Annotated in this window: 15 protein-coding genes; 11 read left to right on the top strand and 4 right to left on the bottom strand. The window is 68.9% G+C overall.

Annotated features, from left to right (window positions below; all coding sequences use genetic code 11):
• Positions 1–10: 10 nt before the first annotated feature.
• The 7 genes from WS51_RS04635 (at position 11) to WS51_RS04605 (ending at position 7,054) form a co-directional block, all read left to right on the top strand.
• Positions 11–856, top strand: coding sequence for a class II aldolase/adducin family protein (locus WS51_RS04635; protein WP_069228673.1), 846 nt, complete (start codon positions 11–13; stop codon positions 854–856).
• A 35-nt stretch (positions 857–891) separates the two neighbouring features.
• Entirely contained in the window at positions 892–1,926 is a 1,035-nt protein-coding gene (locus tag WS51_RS04630) for an ABC transporter substrate-binding protein (protein ID WP_060024578.1), read from the top strand.
• A 4-nt stretch (positions 1,927–1,930) separates the two neighbouring features.
• A complete protein-coding gene (locus WS51_RS04625) occupies positions 1,931–3,037 on the top strand; it encodes an ABC transporter permease (RefSeq protein WP_069229121.1) in 1,107 nt (368 codons plus the stop codon).
• Positions 3,031–3,855 carry an ABC transporter ATP-binding protein gene (locus tag WS51_RS04620; protein ID WP_059773546.1) on the top strand — a complete coding sequence of 275 codons (825 nt, stop codon included), beginning with the start codon at positions 3,031–3,033 and terminating at the stop codon, positions 3,853–3,855. Before WS51_RS04625 ends, WS51_RS04620 begins: the two co-directional genes overlap by 7 nt.
• 50 nt (positions 3,856–3,905) lie before the next feature.
• The gene (locus tag WS51_RS04615; protein ID WP_069228672.1) at positions 3,906–5,087 is read left to right on the top strand and encodes a c-type cytochrome; all 1,182 of its coding nucleotides are present in this window, start codon (positions 3,906–3,908) and stop codon (positions 5,085–5,087) included.
• 38 nt (positions 5,088–5,125) lie between these two features.
• Entirely contained in the window at positions 5,126–6,082 is a 957-nt protein-coding gene (locus tag WS51_RS04610; protein WP_059541046.1) for an ABC transporter substrate-binding protein, read from the top strand.
• 105 nt (positions 6,083–6,187) lie between these two features.
• Positions 6,188–7,054, top strand: a complete 867-nt coding sequence (locus WS51_RS04605) for an MOSC domain-containing protein (protein WP_059773539.1) — start codon at positions 6,188–6,190, stop codon at positions 7,052–7,054.
• Positions 7,055–7,144: 90 nt separating this feature from the next.
• On the opposite strand, the gene WS51_RS04600 is transcribed toward WS51_RS04605, so the two are convergent.
• Both WS51_RS04600 and WS51_RS04595 read right to left on the bottom strand, forming a co-directional pair.
• Positions 7,145–8,539: a sensor histidine kinase gene (locus WS51_RS04600; protein WP_069229120.1), complete on the bottom strand. Its 1,395-nt coding sequence runs from the start codon at positions 8,537–8,539 to the stop codon at positions 7,145–7,147.
• Positions 8,540–8,669: 130 nt separating this feature from the next.
• Complete coding sequence (locus WS51_RS04595; protein ID WP_059450182.1) at positions 8,670–9,344, bottom strand: response regulator; 675 nt, start codon at positions 9,342–9,344, stop codon at positions 8,670–8,672.
• A 125-nt stretch (positions 9,345–9,469) separates the two neighbouring features.
• Here WS51_RS04595 and WS51_RS04590 point away from each other — a divergent pair, with 125 nt between their 5' ends.
• The 4 genes from WS51_RS04590 (at position 9,470) to WS51_RS04575 (ending at position 14,723) form a co-directional block, all read left to right on the top strand.
• Positions 9,470–10,570 carry an ABC transporter substrate-binding protein gene (locus WS51_RS04590; protein WP_069228671.1) on the top strand — a complete coding sequence of 367 codons (1,101 nt, stop codon included), beginning with the start codon at positions 9,470–9,472 and terminating at the stop codon, positions 10,568–10,570.
• 107 nt (positions 10,571–10,677) lie between these two features.
• Positions 10,678–12,450 (top strand): ABC transporter permease, encoded by a 1,773-nt coding sequence (locus WS51_RS04585; protein ID WP_069228670.1) that lies wholly within the window; start codon positions 10,678–10,680, stop codon positions 12,448–12,450.
• On the top strand, positions 12,443–13,510 hold the full coding sequence (locus tag WS51_RS04580) for an ABC transporter ATP-binding protein (RefSeq protein ID WP_059450179.1): 1,068 nt from the start codon (positions 12,443–12,445) through the stop codon (positions 13,508–13,510). Before WS51_RS04585 ends, WS51_RS04580 begins: the two co-directional genes overlap by 8 nt.
• A 139-nt stretch (positions 13,511–13,649) precedes the next feature.
• Positions 13,650–14,723: a porin gene (locus WS51_RS04575; RefSeq protein ID WP_069228669.1), complete on the top strand. Its 1,074-nt coding sequence runs from the start codon at positions 13,650–13,652 to the stop codon at positions 14,721–14,723.
• 130 nt (positions 14,724–14,853) lie between these two features.
• Here the strand turns inward: WS51_RS04575 and WS51_RS04570 are convergent, their stop codons facing one another.
• Both WS51_RS04570 and WS51_RS04565 read right to left on the bottom strand, forming a co-directional pair.
• On the bottom strand, positions 14,854–15,816 hold the full coding sequence (locus WS51_RS04570; RefSeq protein ID WP_059950817.1) for a quinone oxidoreductase family protein: 963 nt from the start codon (positions 15,814–15,816) through the stop codon (positions 14,854–14,856).
• Complete coding sequence (locus WS51_RS04565; protein WP_060024596.1) at positions 15,813–16,100, bottom strand: hypothetical protein; 288 nt, start codon at positions 16,098–16,100, stop codon at positions 15,813–15,815. The genes WS51_RS04570 and WS51_RS04565 overlap by 4 nt, the downstream gene beginning before the upstream one ends.
• Positions 16,101–16,147: the final 47 nt, after the last annotated feature.

The following is a 16,147-nucleotide window of genomic DNA, read 5'->3' as shown; positions in this document are numbered from 1 at the left end:
GACGCCGACCATGTCCGCTGTCCTGTCTTCGTCGTCGCCCGCGCGCACCGCGTCGGGCCTCGTCCTCGCCGACACGCCGCGCCAGCACTTCTGGTTCGATCCGCCCGCGCCGCGCGTCGACGTCGCCGCCGAGCGCCGCCACCGGCAGGAGCGGCTCGCGGCCGCGTTCCGCCTGTTCGCCCGCTTCGGCTTCGCGTCGGGTCTGGCCGGCCACATCACCGCGCGCGACCCGGAACTGCCGGACCACTTCTGGGTGAATCCGCTCGGCGTGCATTTCTCGCGGATCAGGGTGTCGGACCTGCTGCTCGTCAACGCGCGCGGCGAAACCGCGATCGGCAACCGGCCGCTGAACAAGGCCGCGTTCGCGATCCACGCAGCGATTCACGACGCGCATACGCACATCGTCGCGGCCGCGCATACGCATTCGACCTACGGCAAGGCGTGGTCGACGCTCGGCCGCCCGCTCGACCCGCTGACGCAGGACGCGTGCGTGTTCTACGAGGATCACGCGCTGTTCGACGACTTCACCGGCATGGTCGTCGACACGAGCGAAGGCGCGCGGATCGCGGGCGCGCTCGCGAAACCCGACGGCACCACGCACAAGGGCGTGATCCTGAAGAACCACGGCATCCTGACGGCCGGCCCGACGGTCGAAGCCGCCGCGTGGTGGTACATCGCGCTCGACAACGCTGCGCACACGCAGTTGCTGGCCGAAGCGGCCGGTACGCCGCAACCGATCGATCACGCGACCGCCCGACACACGCACGGCCAGATCGGCGGCCCGGACGGTGCGTTGCACGCATTCGACAGCCTGTTCGCCAGCGTCGTCGCCGACGAGCCCGACCTGCTCGACTGAACGCCCGCCACACGACCGGAACCGGAGACCACACGATGACCGACACCACCGCATCCGCGCCGACCGGCGCCCCTGACGACAAGCGCCGCCGGCTGCTGCGCGCGGCCGGCGCCGCCGCGCTGACCGCGCCGGCGATCACGCTCGGCCGCAAAGCGTGGTCCGCGCCGCCGCTGAAGAAGCTCACGTTCGCGTGGAACCAGAATGCGTTCTGCCTGACGCCGATCGTCGTCGCGCAGGAGAACGGCTTCTTCGAGAAGAACGGGCTGAAGGTCGAGCTGATCAACTACAGCGGCTCGACCGACCAGTTGCTCGAATCGATCGCGACCGGCAAGGCCGATGCGGCGGTCGGGATGATCCACCGCTGGCTGAAGCCGCTCGAGGCCGGCTTCGACGTGAAGATCATCGGCAGCTCGCATGGCGGCTGCGTGCGGCTGCTCGGCGCGAAGTCGGCCGGCGTGACGACGTTGCAGGCGCTCAAGGGCAAGACGGTCGGCGTCAGCGATCTCGCGGCACCGGGCAAGCACTTCTTCTCGATCCTGCTCGCGAAGAACGGCATCGATCCCGAACGCGACATCACCTGGCGGCAGTATCCGGCCGACCTGCTCGGCGTCGCGGTCGACAAGGGCGAGATCCAGGCGATCGCCGACGGCGACCCGAACCTCTATCTGCTCGAGAAGCGCAGCAACGGCGCGTATACGGAACTCGCGACGAACCTGTCCGGCGAATACGCGCGCAAGGTGTGCTGCGTGATCGGCGCGCGCGGCGACCTCGTGCGCAACGACCGGCCGGCGGCAGCCGCACTCGCGCGCTCGATCGTGCAGGCCACCGAGTTCACGCACGACAATCCGAACGAAGCCGCGAAGGCGTTCGCGAAGTATTCGCCGAAGATCAATCCTGACGACCTGCGCAAGCTCTACGCGACGCTGACCTATACGCACCACCCGACCAACGTCGACCTGCAGCAGGAAATCGCGTTCTACGCGGACGATTTCCGCCGGATCAGCGTGCTGAAGAAGAGCACCGACCCGCAGCGCTTCGCGCAGCAGGTCTATGCGAACGTGCTGGGGTGACGCGATGTCGACGATCGAGCACGCACGCGCTTCGCACCCCGCACCGGCACGGACCGAATCCGCCGCCGCGACTTCCGCCGTCGCCGCCGCTCCCCGTCCCGCATGCGCGGGGTGCGACGCAACCGCAGCAGCCGAAGCACGCCGCGCCCGTACCTGGCCGACCGGCATCGTCGCGGCGCTCGCGTGGGCCGCGCTCGGCGCGGTGACTCGCGTGTGGCCGAACCGCGTCGTCGGTTTCACCGACTGGGCGTACACCGACACGTTCGGCATCGCCGCGTGGGCGATCGCCGTGCTGCTGCTGGCCGCCGCGACGCTCGGCCACCGCGTGCCGGCCTCGCGCGTGCGGCTGGCCCGCGTGCGCCCGGCCGGCCCGTGGCTCGTCGCACTGCCGCTCGTGCTTGCCGCATGGGAAATCGTCACGGCGAAAACCGGCTGGCTGCCGACGCCGTTCTTCGCGCCGCCGCAGGCATTGATCGAGGTGTACGTCGACGACTGGCCGCGCCTCGCCGGCAGCGCCGGCAATACGCTGAAGCTGCTTTCGCTCGGGTTCGCGTGCGGCGTCGCGGCCGGGTTCGCGGTGGGCGTATCGATCGGCTGGTCGCGCCGCATCGGCTACTGGGTGCATCCGGTGCTGCGCGTGCTCGGCCCGGTGCCGGCCACCGCGCTGCTGCCGCTCACGTTCTACTTCTTCCCGACGAGCTATTCGGCCGCCGCGTTCCTGATCGCGCTGTCGACCGGCTTTCCGGTCGCGGTGCTGACGTGGTCGGGCGTCGCGAGCGTGAACCGGCAGTACTACGACGTCGCGCGCACGCTCGGCGCGAACGCGCGCTTCCTGGTGTTGCGCGTCGCGATTCCGGCCGCGCTGCCGCACGTGTTCGTCGGCATCTTCATGGGATTGAGCGCGTCGTTCACGGTGCTGGTCGTCGCCGAGATGATGGGTGTCAAGTCGGGGCTCGGCTGGTACCTGAGCTGGGCGCAGGGGTGGGCATCGTACGTGAACATGTATGCGGCGCTGATCGTGATGGCGCTGCTGTTTTCCGGGCTGATCGCGCTGCTGTTCGCGGTGCGCGACCGTGCGCTCGCTTGGCAGAAAGGAACCGTCAAATGGTAAGCGCCGCCGTTGTCGAATCGCCCGTCTCCGCGGCACCCGCCATACCCGATCTCGCGAAGGCGCGCGGCGCGCGCATCGACATTCGTCGCGTGAGCCATGCGTTCGACGGCCCTGGCGGCCCGCTGCCGGTGCTCGACGACGTCACGCTGTCGGTCGCGGCCGGCGAATTCGTCGCGCTGCTCGGCCCGAGCGGCTGCGGGAAATCAACACTGCTGCGGCTCGTCGCGGGCCTCGACGCCGCGCGACAAGGCGCGATCGCGCAGGATGGCGTGCCGATCGAACGGCCCGACCCGTCGCGCATCGTCGTGTTCCAGGATCCGACGCTCTACCCGTGGCGCCGCGTGCGCGCGAACGTCGCGCTCGGTCTCGAGGCGCGCGGCGTGGCGCGCACCGCGCAGCATCGCGTCGACGATGCGCTCGCGCGCGTCGGCTTGCAGGAATTCGCGAACGTGTTTCCGCATCAGCTGTCGGGCGGGATGGCGCAGCGCGTCGCGCTCGCCCGCGCGCTCGTCAACGATCCGCGCCTGCTGATTCTCGACGAGCCGCTCGGCAAGCTCGATTCGCTCACGCGCTTGACGATGCAGGCCGAGTTGACCGCGCTGTGGCAACGCGACGGATTCTCCGCGCTGCTCGTCACGCACGACGTCGAGGAAGCGCTGTTTCTCGCGCAGCGCGTGATCGTGTTCGGGCCGCGGCCCGCACGGATCGTCGCGGAATTGCATGTCGACCTGCCGTATCCGCGCCATCGCGGCGATCCGCGTCTCGCCGAGCTGCGTCACGAAGCGCTGCGGCATCTTGGACTCGACGCGAGCTGGTAAATGCCGAGTGCTGCCCGCACCACGGCCCGCGCACGGCGAAGGCCGCGCCGATGAATGCACCGCCGTTCGCCGACTGGGCACTCCTGTTCCTGCAACTGCTGTATCGCGCGCAGATCGCGCTCGCCAGGGCGCTGCATGCGGCCGGGCTGACCGGCGATGCCGACGGACAACCCGCGTGGCCCTGGCCGCACCGGATCGCGCTCGAAACGCTGCGCATCGATGCGGCGCTCACGCGACAGCTTGCGTTCGCGTGCGCGGCGAGCGCGCTGGCCGTGGCGCTCGGCTCCGTCGCGCTCGTGTCGCGCAGGTGGCGGGCCGCATCGGCGATCGCCGCGCTGGCCGTCGCGTGGTTCGCACCGTGGCCACCGGCGTCGTTGTGGCTCGCACCGGCTGTGCCCACCAGCTTCCAGCGCGATCCCGCGCCGCTTTCCGTCGCGAACGTCATGCACGGCGCGCACCTGTATGCGCGGCATTGCGCGGCATGTCACGGCGCGGACGGGCGTGGCGAAGGGCCGCTCGCCGCGACCCTCGCGCATTGGCCGCCGACCTTCGCGGGCACGCTGCTCGCCCGCCGGCTCGACGGCGAACTGTACTGGCGTGTGCGTCACGGCACCCGCGACGCGCGCGGCGCATCGTCGATGCCGGGCTTCGGCGCGACGCTCGGCCCCGCCGACACGTGGGCGGTGCTCGCTTACCTGAAGGCGCTGTCGGCCGGCAGCGGGGCGCAAGCGCAAGGTGCGTGGCCCGTGCCCGTTCCGCTGCCGGCACTCGACGTGCGTTGCGGCAGCGCCGCGCCGCAGCCGCTCGAGCGCTGGCGCGAAGGCCAGCGCGTGCGCATCGTCGCGCTCGCACCGGGCAGCGCGCCACCGATCGAGGATCCGCGCTGGCAGACGCTGCTGGTCACCGCCGACGATACGCACGCACCCCTGGCATCCGGCGCGCGCGCGAATTGCATCGCGTCGACGCCTGGTGCATGGCAAGCGTTCGCGACCATCGCCGGCGTGGCGCCCGAGACGTTCGGCGGCACGCAGCTGCTTGCCGACCGGCGCGGCTGGCTGCGGGCGCGCGCGTTGCCGGGCAGCGCGGGCTGGTCGGCCGACGATCTGTTGTGCCGCTCGGATGCGACCACGCCGCGATCCGCCACGCCCGCGAGCGTCGATCCGCTGACCGCGCTGCTGCTGCGCGTGGACGCCGAACCCGTGCGCGACGTACAGGCCGGCCTCCCGCATTGAATCCCTGAACCGTTTTCCCCGATCGACCGAACTTCACGATGAATCCGACCCGACGCCACTTCCTCGCGCAAGCGAGCACCCTCGCCACCACCCTCGCCGTCGCGCCGATCGCCTTGCACGCGCAATCGGCTGCGCGCCCGCTGCTGCGTGCCGGCGACCAGAAAGGCGGGCTGCGTGCGCTGCTCGAAGCGGCCGGCGAACTGAACGGTCTCGCGTACGACATCACGTGGACCGAATTCCCGGCCGCCGCGCCGCTGGCCGAAGCACTGAACGCGGCGGCCGTCGACTGCGGCCCGATCGGCGACGCGCCGGTGATCTTCGCGCTCGCATCGGGCGCGCGCATCAAGGTGATCGGCGCGAACCGGTCCGACCCGTACGGCACCGCCGTGCTCGTGCGGCCCGACGCGACGCTGAAGGATGCGGCCGACCTGAAAGGCAAGCGCATCGGCACCACGCGCGGCTCGATCGGTCATTTCGTCACGCTGAAGGCGCTCGACGCCGCGGGCCTGCCGCCCGACGCCGTATCGTTCCGCTTCCTGCCGCCGGCCGACACGATGCTTGCGCTCGCAACCGGTTCGATCGATGCATGGGCGACCTGGGAACCCTATACCGCGCTCGCCGAAACGAGCGGCCGCGCACGCGTGCTCGTCAACGGCCGCGGCCTGTGGTCGGGCCTCAGCTACGTCGCGGCAACCGACGCGGCGATCGCATCGAAGCGGGACGTGCTGCGCGATTTCCTGCAACGCGTCGTGCGCGCGCAGGCCTGGTCGTACCGCCACGTCGACGCATATTCCGCGGCGCTCGCGCGCATCATCGGCATCCCGCCGGCGGCCGCCAGGCTGCAATTCGAGCGCCGCAACACGCGCTGGCAGCCGATCGACGCGACGGTGATCGCCGCGCAACAACGCACGGCCGACTTCTACCTGAAGGCCGGGTTGCTGCGCCAGCCGCTCGACGTGCGCACGACCTTCGACCTCGGCTTCCCGCTGGCGTGACCGGCCGCACGGCGCGGTGCGGCGCGATGGCTTGCAACCGTCCAAACGGCTGGCGCACGATCTGGCACAATCGCGGTTCGACCATCCCGCCTATCAGCCAGCGTCATGCCAGCCATCTCCGAACTCTTCGTCTATCCGATCAAATCCTGTGCCGGCATCGCGCTGTCGCGCGCGCAACTGCTCGAAACGGGCCTCGCATACGACCGCCACTGGCTGATCACCACCCCGGACGGGATGATGATCACGCAGCGCACGCACCCGCGCCTCGCGCTGATCCGCACGGCGCTCGAGCACGATGCGCTCGTGCTGAACGCGCCGGGCATGCGCGAGATCCGCACGCCGCTCGACGGCGATGCGACAGCGGCCACGCCGAAGATGGCCGCCACCGTCTGGCGCGACACCGTCGAGGCGATCGACACGGGCGCCGAGACGGCCGCATGGCTGACCGAGTTCCTCGGCACGCCGTTGAAGCTCGCGCGCTTCGGCGCCGAGTCGCGTCGCGGCTGCAACCGCAAATGGACCGGCGACATCGACACGCACACGCAGTTCGCGGACGGCTATCCGCTGCTCGTGATCGGCCAGTCGTCGCTCGACGACCTGAATGCGAAGCTCGTTGCGAAAGGCGCGCCGGCGATTTCGATGAACCGCTTCCGCCCGAACATCGTCGTGTCGGATCTCGGTGCATACGAAGAGGATTTCGTCGAGCATCTCGACGTTGAAGGCGATACGCCCGTGCGGTTGCGCCTCGTGAAGCTGTGCACGCGCTGCCCGATGCCGACCATCGACCAGGTCACCGGCGCGCCGAACCCCGAATGGCCGCACGAGCCGACCGACACGATGCAGACCTATCGCGCACATCCGAACTACGACGGCGCGCTGACGTTCGGCATCAACGCGATCGTCGTCGAAGGCGCGGGCGCGTGGCTCGAGGTCGGGCAAGCGCTCGAAGCGGAGATCGGCTTCGGCGACTGAGCGGATGGGCGGGCGCGACGCAACGCGTATCGTTTCCGTCGCCGCCCTCCGCCGCCGTTCACTTCAATCGCATCGATCGCCGCGCCGCTGCTATCGGGCCGACCGAACCGCCGGCAGCATGACCGTCACGACCAGCCCGCCGCCCGCCGCATCGGCCAGCGTCACGCTGCCGTGGTGCACGCGCGCGATCTCCCGCACGATCGACAGCCCGAGCCCCGTGCCTTCGACCGTCTGCGTCTTGCTGCCGCGATGGAAGCGCTCGAACACCGCATCGCGCTCGGTTTCCGGGATGCCGGGGCCGTTGTCGATCACGTCGAGCCGCGCATGCTCGCCGTCGCGCGACACGCGCACCGTGATCACCGCACGGTCGCCCGAGTAACGGATCGCGTTGTCGATCAGGTTGCCGATCATCTCGCCGAGCAGGTCCGGCTGACCGAGTACGTCGACGTCGGCCTCGTGCTCGAAGCCGAGATCGATGTCGCGCGCCCGCGCCACCGGCGACCAGTCGAGCGTCACGCTGCGCGCCAACCGATGCAACGCGGCCGTCTGGTGCGCGACCGCATGGCCGCTGTCCGAATCGAGCCGCGACAGCGACAACAGCTGCTGGACGATCTTCGCGGCCTGCCGCACCGCGCCGTTCACGCGCCGCAGATGCACGTTCACGCGCGGCTGCTCGTCCGGCCGCAACGCCAGTTCGACGCCGGCCTGCACGGCCGCGAGCGGTGTCTTCAACTGATGGGCCGCGTCCGCGAAGAAGCGCCGGCGCGCGAGCTGCATCTGCTGCGTGCGGCCGATGTACTGGTTGATCGACTCGACGAGCGGCGCAAGCTCGCTCGGCATGCCGCCGGTGTCGAGCGGCGTCGGATCGGCTTCGGTGCGCGCGGCGACCTTCGCGGACAGCCGGTTCAACGGCCGCAGCCCGCGCCCGACGCCGAGCCACACGATCCCGAGCGCGAGCACGACGAGCAGGCCTTCCTGCAACAGCGAGCCCACCAGGATTTCGCGCGCGAGCGCCTGGCGCCCCTCGATCGTCTCGCCGACCATCACCCATACGATGCGCGTCTGCGCGGACGGCACGTCGTGCACCGGCACGCGTAACGCGGCCATGCGCAACTGCTCGCCGCGATAGACGACGTTGTAGTAGCGCGTGACGAACAGCGCGCCGTCGCCCGGCGGCAGCGGCAGGTCCGGATAGCCGGTGATCGTGCGGCCGTTGTCCTCGCGGATCAGGTAGTAGATCTTGCCGCCGTCGCCCGATTCGAACATCTCGAGCGCGAGATACGGCAGGTCGACCTCGATTTCACCGTCGTTGAGCCGCACGCCTTCGCGGATCGACTTCAGCGACGACGAAAGCGTGCGGTCGAACGCGACGTGCGCGGCGCTCATCGCGCGCTGGTACGTGAGCCACGAGTCGAGCGCGAGCAGGCCGAGCAGCGGCAGCAGAAGCCACAATGCAACCTGCGTGCGCAGGTTCGGACGGCGAATCATCGTGCGCCCCGCCGCGTCGCCGCACGCGCGGCACGCGCGCCCTCGGCGGGCACCGGGCATGCCGGTCCGGAATGGCGCTTTGGCGAATGCTCCGGCCTCGTGCGGGGACAGTGAGCGCGAGGCCGGTTCATCCGGCCGCCTTCGCTTCGAGCAGATAGCCGAGCCCGCGCAGCGTGACGATCGCGACGCCGGTGTTCTCCAGTTTCTTGCGCAGCCGGTACACGTAGATCTCGATCGCGTCCGCGTTGACCGACTCGTCGAGCCCGAAGATCTTCTCCGACAGCGTCTCCTTGTTGATCGCGCGGCCGTTGCGCAGGATCAGCACCTCCAGCACCGAGCGCTCGCGCGGCGTGAGCGGCAGCGCTTCGCCGGCGAGGTGGAAGCTGCGGTCGATACTGTCATACGAAAGCGGCCCGCATTCGACCCGCGAATGCTCGTGGCCGAGGCTGCGCCGGATCAGCGCGCGGGCGCGCGCCTCCAGCTCGGTCAGCTCGAACGGCTTCGCGAGATAGTCGTCGGCGCCGAGATCGAGGCCTTTCACGCGGTCCTCGACCGACCCGTGCGCGGTGAGGATCAGCACCGGCACCGGATTGCGCCGCGCGCGCAACCGGCGCAGCACCTCGAGCCCGTCGAGCTTCGGCAGCCCGAGATCGAGGATCACCAGCGCGTAGTCCTGCGTGCGCAGCACGTGATCCGCCGCCTCCCCGTCCGCCATGTGATCGACCGCGAAACGCGCGGCGCTCAGCGCGTCGTTCAGCGACTGCGCCAGGTTCGGGTTGTCTTCGACGAGCAGCACACGCATGGGGACCTCGGGAAATCCATGACACAAAGGACGCTATTGTGAACCGAAATGAAAGCAGGCTGAAAGTGCCCCGCAATTAACATCCGCGTCACTCGAACAACACACACGCATCACTGGAGGAAGACATGCCGTTTGCACCGAAGCAGCTCGCCGCCGCGCTGGCGATCGTCCTGGGCACCGCCGCCGGCGGCGCCGTCGCGCAGGTTCCGGCCGGATATCCGGGTAACTACCAAGGTGTCGTCGACGCCGCGAAGAAGGAAGGCAAGCTGATCGTCTACTCGACGACCGACACGGGCCTCGTGCGCCCGCTGATCAAGGACTTCGAAAGCCTGTACGGCGTGAAGGTCGAGTACAACGACATGAACAGCACCGAGCTGTACAACCGCTACATCAGCGAGAACGCGGCGAGCAGCACGAGTGCCGACGTGCTGTGGAGCTCGGCGATGGACCTGCAGGTCAAGCTCGTCAACGACGGCGTGATGGCATCGTACGATTCGCCCGAAAGCGCGCACGTGCCGCAGTGGGCGCAATACCAGAAGCAGGCATACGGCACGACGTTCGAGCCGCTCGCGATCGTCTACAACAAGCGCCTGATTCCCGAGAACGAGGTGCCGAAGACGCGCGCCGACCTGATCAAGCTGCTCACCACGCAAGCCGACAAGTTCAGGGGCAAGGTCACGACCTACGACATCGAGAAGTCGGGCGTCGGCTTCAACTACCTGACGCAGGACGCGCACGTGAACGAGAAGGTCACGTGGGAGCTGGTGAAGGCGATCGGCGCGACCGGTCCGAAGCTGCAGTCGAGCACCGGCGCGATGATGGAGCGCATTTCGTCCGGCGAGAACCTGATCGGCTACAACATCATCGGCTCGTATGCGTACGCGAAGGCGAAGAAGGACAAGTCGATCGGCTACGTGTTTCCGAAGGACTACACACAAGTCGTGAGCCGCCTGGCCACGATCTCGAAGAAGGCGAAGAATCCGAACGCCGCGAAGCTTTGGGTCGACTACCTGCTGTCGCAGCGCGGCCAGACGCTGATCGCGAACCAGGCGAACCTGTACGCAATTCGCGCGGACGTGACCGGCGAAACGTCGGCCGCGAGCCTCTCGAAGGAGCTCGGCGATTCGCTGAAGCCGATCCAGATCGGCACCGGGCTGCTCGTCTACCTCGACCAGTCGAAGCGGCTTGCGTTCCTGAAGCAGTGGCAGCAGGCGATCAAGCGCTGATCCGCTGAGCCGCTGACCACGGGCCGCCCGCCGCGCATCGCACGGGCGGCCCTTCCCCTTACCGACTTCCTAGAGGCGGCCATCCGGATGGCCGCAGGGGTGAACTCATGCTTTCAACCAGCACACGCGGAACGGCGCCGCCCGTTCCGCCCACCACCGGCCCGGGTGGCGCGATTCCCGCGCTGCCGGCCAACGGCCTGCAGCCGCTCGCCGGCATGCTGCGCTGGATCGTCGTCGCGGTGCTCACCGTCGCGGTCGCGCTGCCGCTCGGCTTCATCCTGTTCCAGAGCCTGCTGTCCGCGCCGTTCTTCGACGCGAACAAGACGCTCGGCATCGAAGGCTTCCGCTTCATCTTCACCGACCCGGACTTCTGGTCGGCCGTGAAGAACTCGTTCATCATCGCCGGCGGGATGCTGTTCATCTCGATCCCGCTCGGCGGCATTCTCGCGTTCCTGATGGTCCGCACCGACCTGCCCGGCCGCCGCTGGCTCGAACCGTTGCTGCTCACGCCCGTGTTCGTGTCGCCGATGGTGCTTGCATTCGGCTACGTGGTCGCGGCCGGCCCGGTCGGCTTCTACTCCGTGTGGTTCAAGGAACTGTTCGGGGTGCAGAACGTGCCCTGGAACGTGTATTCGATCTTCGCGATCACGGTGATCGTCGGCCTCACGCACGTGCCGCACGTGTACTTGTACTCGTCGGCCGCGCTGCGCAACCTCGGCTCGGACGTCGAGGAAGCCGCGCGCGTGACCGGCGCCCGCCCGTTCCGCGTCGCGCTCGACGTGAGCCTGCCGATGACCATGCCCGCGCTGCTGTTCGCCGGCGTGCTCGTGTTCTTCCTCGGGTTCGAGGTGTTCGGGCTGCCGCTCGTGCTCGGCGATCCGGAAGGCCATCTCGTGCTCGCCACCTACCTGTACAAGCTGACCAACAAGCTCGGCGTGCCGTCGTATCACCTGATGGCCGCGGTTGCGGTGTGCATCGTCGCGATCACCTTCCCGCTCGTGCTGCTGCAGCGCCGCCTGCTGAAGACCGCGAACCGTTTCGTCACGGTGAAGGGCAAGGCCGGCCGCGCGACGGTGCTGCCGCTCGGCGCCTGGCGCTGGGTCGCGCTCGCGATCGTCGCGCTGTGGCTGACGCTGACGGTGATCGTGCCGATTTCCGGCATCGTGCTGCGCGCATTCGTGACGAACTGGGGCGAAGGTGTCGCGCTCGCCGAAGTGCTGACGCTGTCGAACTTCATCGAGCTGTTCGAGCAGGACAACCTCGTGCGCGCGATCGTCAACACGCTCGGCATCGGCGTGATCGGCGGCGCGCTCGCGATCGGCTTCTACTCGCTCGTCGCATTCGCCGGCCACCGCCGCCACGACTGGGCGACGAAACTGCTCGACTACCTCGTGCTGCTGCCGCGCGCGGTGCCCGGCCTGCTCGCCGGTCTCGCCTTCCTGTGGATCTTCCTGTTCGTCCCCGGCCTGCGCGAGCTGAAGAACTCGATGTGGAGCATCTGGATCGCGTACACGGTCGTGTGGCTCGCATACGGGATGCGGCTCATTCAGAGCGCACTGCTGCAGGTCGGCCCCGAACTCGAGGAAGCCGGCCGCAGCGTCGGCGCGACGCGCAGCCGCGTGTCGCTCGACGTGACGCTGCCGCTCGTGCGCTTCGGCCTGCTTGCCGCGTGGCTGCTGATCTTCATGATCTTCGAGCGCGAATACTCGACCGCCGTCTACCTGCTGTCGCCCGGCACCGAAGTGATCGGCGCGCTGCTCGTGTCGCTGTGGGCGACTGGCGCCGTCGACCAGGTGGCCGCGCTCTCTGTCATCAACATCGCGATGGTCGGCGCCGGTCTCGGCGTGGCCCTGCGCTTCGGAGTGAAACTTCATGGATAAGCTCATCGTCGACGACCTGCATCTCAGCTACGGCGCGAACCCGATCCTCAAGGGCGTGTCGTTCGAACTGAAGGCCGGCGAAGTCGTGTGCCTGCTCGGCGCATCGGGCAGCGGCAAGACCACGCTGCTGCGCGCGGTGGCCGGCCTCGAACAGCCGTCCGACGGGCGCATCCAGCTCGACGACCGCGTGTTCTTCGACGGCGCCCGGCACGTCGACCTGCCGGTCGAACAGCGTTCGCTCGGCCTCGTGTTCCAGTCTTACGCGCTGTGGCCGCACCGCACCGTCGCGGACAACGTCGGCTACGGCCTGAAGCTGCGCCGCGTCGCGCCTGCCGAGCAGAAACGCCGCGTGCAGACCGCGCTCGACCAGCTCGGCCTCGGCCATCTCGCCGAACGCTTTCCGCATCAGTTGTCGGGTGGCCAGCAGCAGCGCGTCGCGATCGCGCGCGCGCTCGTCTACAACCCGCCGGTGATCCTGCTCGACGAGCCGCTGTCGAACCTCGACGCGAAGCTGCGCGAGGAAGCGCGTGCGTGGCTGCGCGAGCTGATCGTGTCGCTCGGGCTGTCGGCGCTGTGCGTGACGCACGACCAGACCGAAGCGATGGCGATGTCCGACCGCATCCTGCTGCTGCGCAACGGCCGCATCGAGCAGGAAGGCACGCCCGCCGAGCTGTATGGCGCGCCGCGCTCGCTGTACACGGCCGAATTCATGGGCAGCAACAACCGGATCGATGCGCGCGTCGCGGCCGTCGACGGCGAACGCGTGACGCTCGCCGGCGACGGCTGGGAGCTGCAGGCGCTGGCGCGCGACACGTTCGCGCCGGGCCAGGACGCGCAGGCCGTGATCCGTCTTGAACGCGTGCAGGTCGCCGACGGCCCGGGCGCGAACCGGCTGCAGGCCGATCTCGTCACGTCGATGTATCTCGGCGATCGCTGGGAATACCTGTTCCATTGCGGCGAGATGCGCCTGCGCGCGTTCGGCCACGTGCCGCGCGCGGCCGGCAAGCACTGGATCGAATTCCCGACCAACGACTGCTGGGCGTTCGCGAAGGCGGGCTGACCCCGGCGCGGCGTGCTCCGTGCGCCGCGCCCGGCTGGCAACGCAATGACACGCGGGTCCAGCGCACGCTTTCCGGCGCTGCCTGCGATCACATCAAAACCGTTTCACCCAACTCACAATAAATCAGGAGACACCGTCAATGAAATTTCGCGCAGCAGTCCTCACCAGCTCGGCCGCCGCGGCCTGCATCGCGGCCCCCGCCGTGCACGCGCAGTCGTCGGTCACGATGTACGGGATCATGGATGCCGGCATCGAATACACGAACCATGCGGCACCGGAGGGCGGCAGCTCCGTCAAGCTGAAGTCGGGCAACAAGAACACGTCGCGCTGGGGCCTGCGTGGCGTCGAGGATCTCGGCGGCGGGCTGAAGGCCGTGTTCCGCCTCGAAAGCGGCATCGATCTCGCGAACGGTGGGTTCGACGACGGCCCCGACTCGATCTTCGCGCGCCGCGCGACGGTCGGCCTGAAGGGCAAATGGGGCGAGCTGACGCTCGGCCGCAACTACACCGTCACGTACGACTACATGCTGCCGTTCGATCCGATGGGCTATGCGCAGAACTACTCGTGGGCGACGTCGTCGATGGCGACGGGTGGACGCAAGGACGGCATGTTTACGCGCTCGTCGAACACGGTGCGCTACGACGGGGAATTCAGCGGCGTGAAGTTCGGTGCGATGTACGGCTTCGGCAACGTGCCGGGCAGCGTGAAGACCAGCTCGAAATACGACTTCGCGCTCGGTTACGAGACGGGGCCGTTCGCGGCGGTGCTCACGTTCGACCGGCAGAACGGCGCGGCCGACAGCGTCACGCCGGCCGATACCGTCAACTATATCCAGGGCATCCACGCGGGCTTGAGCTACGACTTCGGCAACCTGAAGACGATGGCCGGCTATCGCAACTACAAGCGCACGTTTCGCACCACGGCGGCGAACCAGTTGAGCGACACGTACTGGGTCGGCGGATCGTACCAGTTCACGCCGGCGTTCTCGCTGATCGCCGCTGTCTATCACCAGAACGTCAAGGGCGGCAGCGATGCGGATCCGACGCTGGTGTCGATGCGCGCGAACTACGCGCTGTCGAAGCGCACGGTGCTCTACGCGGCCGGCGCGTTCGCGATCGCGAAGCATGACCAGAAGGTCGGCGTGTCGCGCGATTTCGCCGGGTACGGCACCACGCAGGTCGGCGTGACGGCGGGGATCCAGCAGCGGTTCTGATCCGGTGCCCGGGCAGGCGGGCGGCGGTCGGCCGCCCACCTGCCGCGCAATGCCATGAGCAATGACCACGGGCAGCCGGCCGTTGCCGCGGGTGGCCCCGCGCCGTTCCAGGCATCGAGCCGATCGCCGCTCAGTCGCTGCGCATCGTGAACACCGGCCGCACCGAGCTGTCCGCATCGCCCCAGTGTTCGGCGACCGCCGAAAGCGGCACGATACGCGTCTCGATCGCGAGACCCGCCGCTCGCGTCGCGCCGAACACGCCGCGCACCGACGCCAGCAAACGCGGCAGCGACACGCTGCCGAGCCCGCTACCCATCAGTTCGATCGCGGTGGCGCGCAGTACGGCACCGGGCAACGCCACGTTCGCGCCGCCGATCGAGCCGATCTGCACGAAGCGCAGCCGGCGGCCGTCGGGCGTCGCCTTCGCGGCGGCAATCAGCAGCGCCTGCGCACTGGTGCCCCACAGATAATCGAGGACGACGTCCACGCCCGCGCGGAAATGCGCTTCGAGCGTCCGCGCCAGATGCGCATCGTCCTGCTGCAGCGACACGACGGCGTCCGCGCCGGCATTCAGCAACGCGTCCAGCGCGACCGCGTTGCGGCCCGTAGCGATCACCTTCGCCGCACCGAGATGCTTCGCAATCCGTACGGCCAGCCGCCCGGACGTGCCCGTCGCGCCGTTGACGAGCACCGTCTCGCCCGCCACGAGCCGCGCGCGTTCGGTCAGCGCCGCCCACGAGGACATGCCCGGAATCGCGATCGCCGCGGCCGTGACGTCGTCGAGGTCGTCCGGCAATGGCACGCACAGCGCGTCGGGCACGATCGTGCACTCCGCCATTGCACCGAACGGCGCCGGCGCGCCGAAGAAGTACACACGCTGACCGTCATCGCCGTACCCGACACCATCCACGCCGGCGACGAACGGATAGCCCGTGCCGGCCGAATAATGCGTGCCCGCCGCGCGTCCCTGAGCGAGTCGGCTCAGCGCGGATGCGCTCACCCGGATCAGCCGATGGCCGGCCATTGCTCGCGGCGCGTCGAACGTCATGTAAGCGGGACGCTCGCCGACGCCCGTCACGACTGCGGCCTTCATGTCGATTTCCTCGCATGGGCGGCTGCCGTTGCAGGCCGTGCGTCGATCCATGCGCGCAGCGCCGGGTCGCGCACCTCGAGCAGGTCGAACAAACCGATCGCGCGTAACGCGGGCAACGCGTCGACGAGATCGGCTTCGGCCGTTGCGCGCTCGGCGGGCGATGCGCCCGGGTCGGTCAGCACGCGCACATTGACGAGGAACGCGCCCACGGTGCCCTTGCGGATCGTCGTTGCGCCGGCCTTGATCCGGTCGGCGTGGTCGGGAAGAATCTGTTCGGCTCGCATGGCCTCTCACTCCGGTTGACGTCGATGCACGCAGTGTAGGCGTGCGA

This window comes from Burkholderia territorii, from assembly GCF_001718335.1.
Classification (GTDB): Bacteria; Pseudomonadota; Gammaproteobacteria; order Burkholderiales; family Burkholderiaceae; genus Burkholderia; species Burkholderia territorii.
This window is presented reverse-complemented; position numbering and strand designations above follow the sequence as displayed.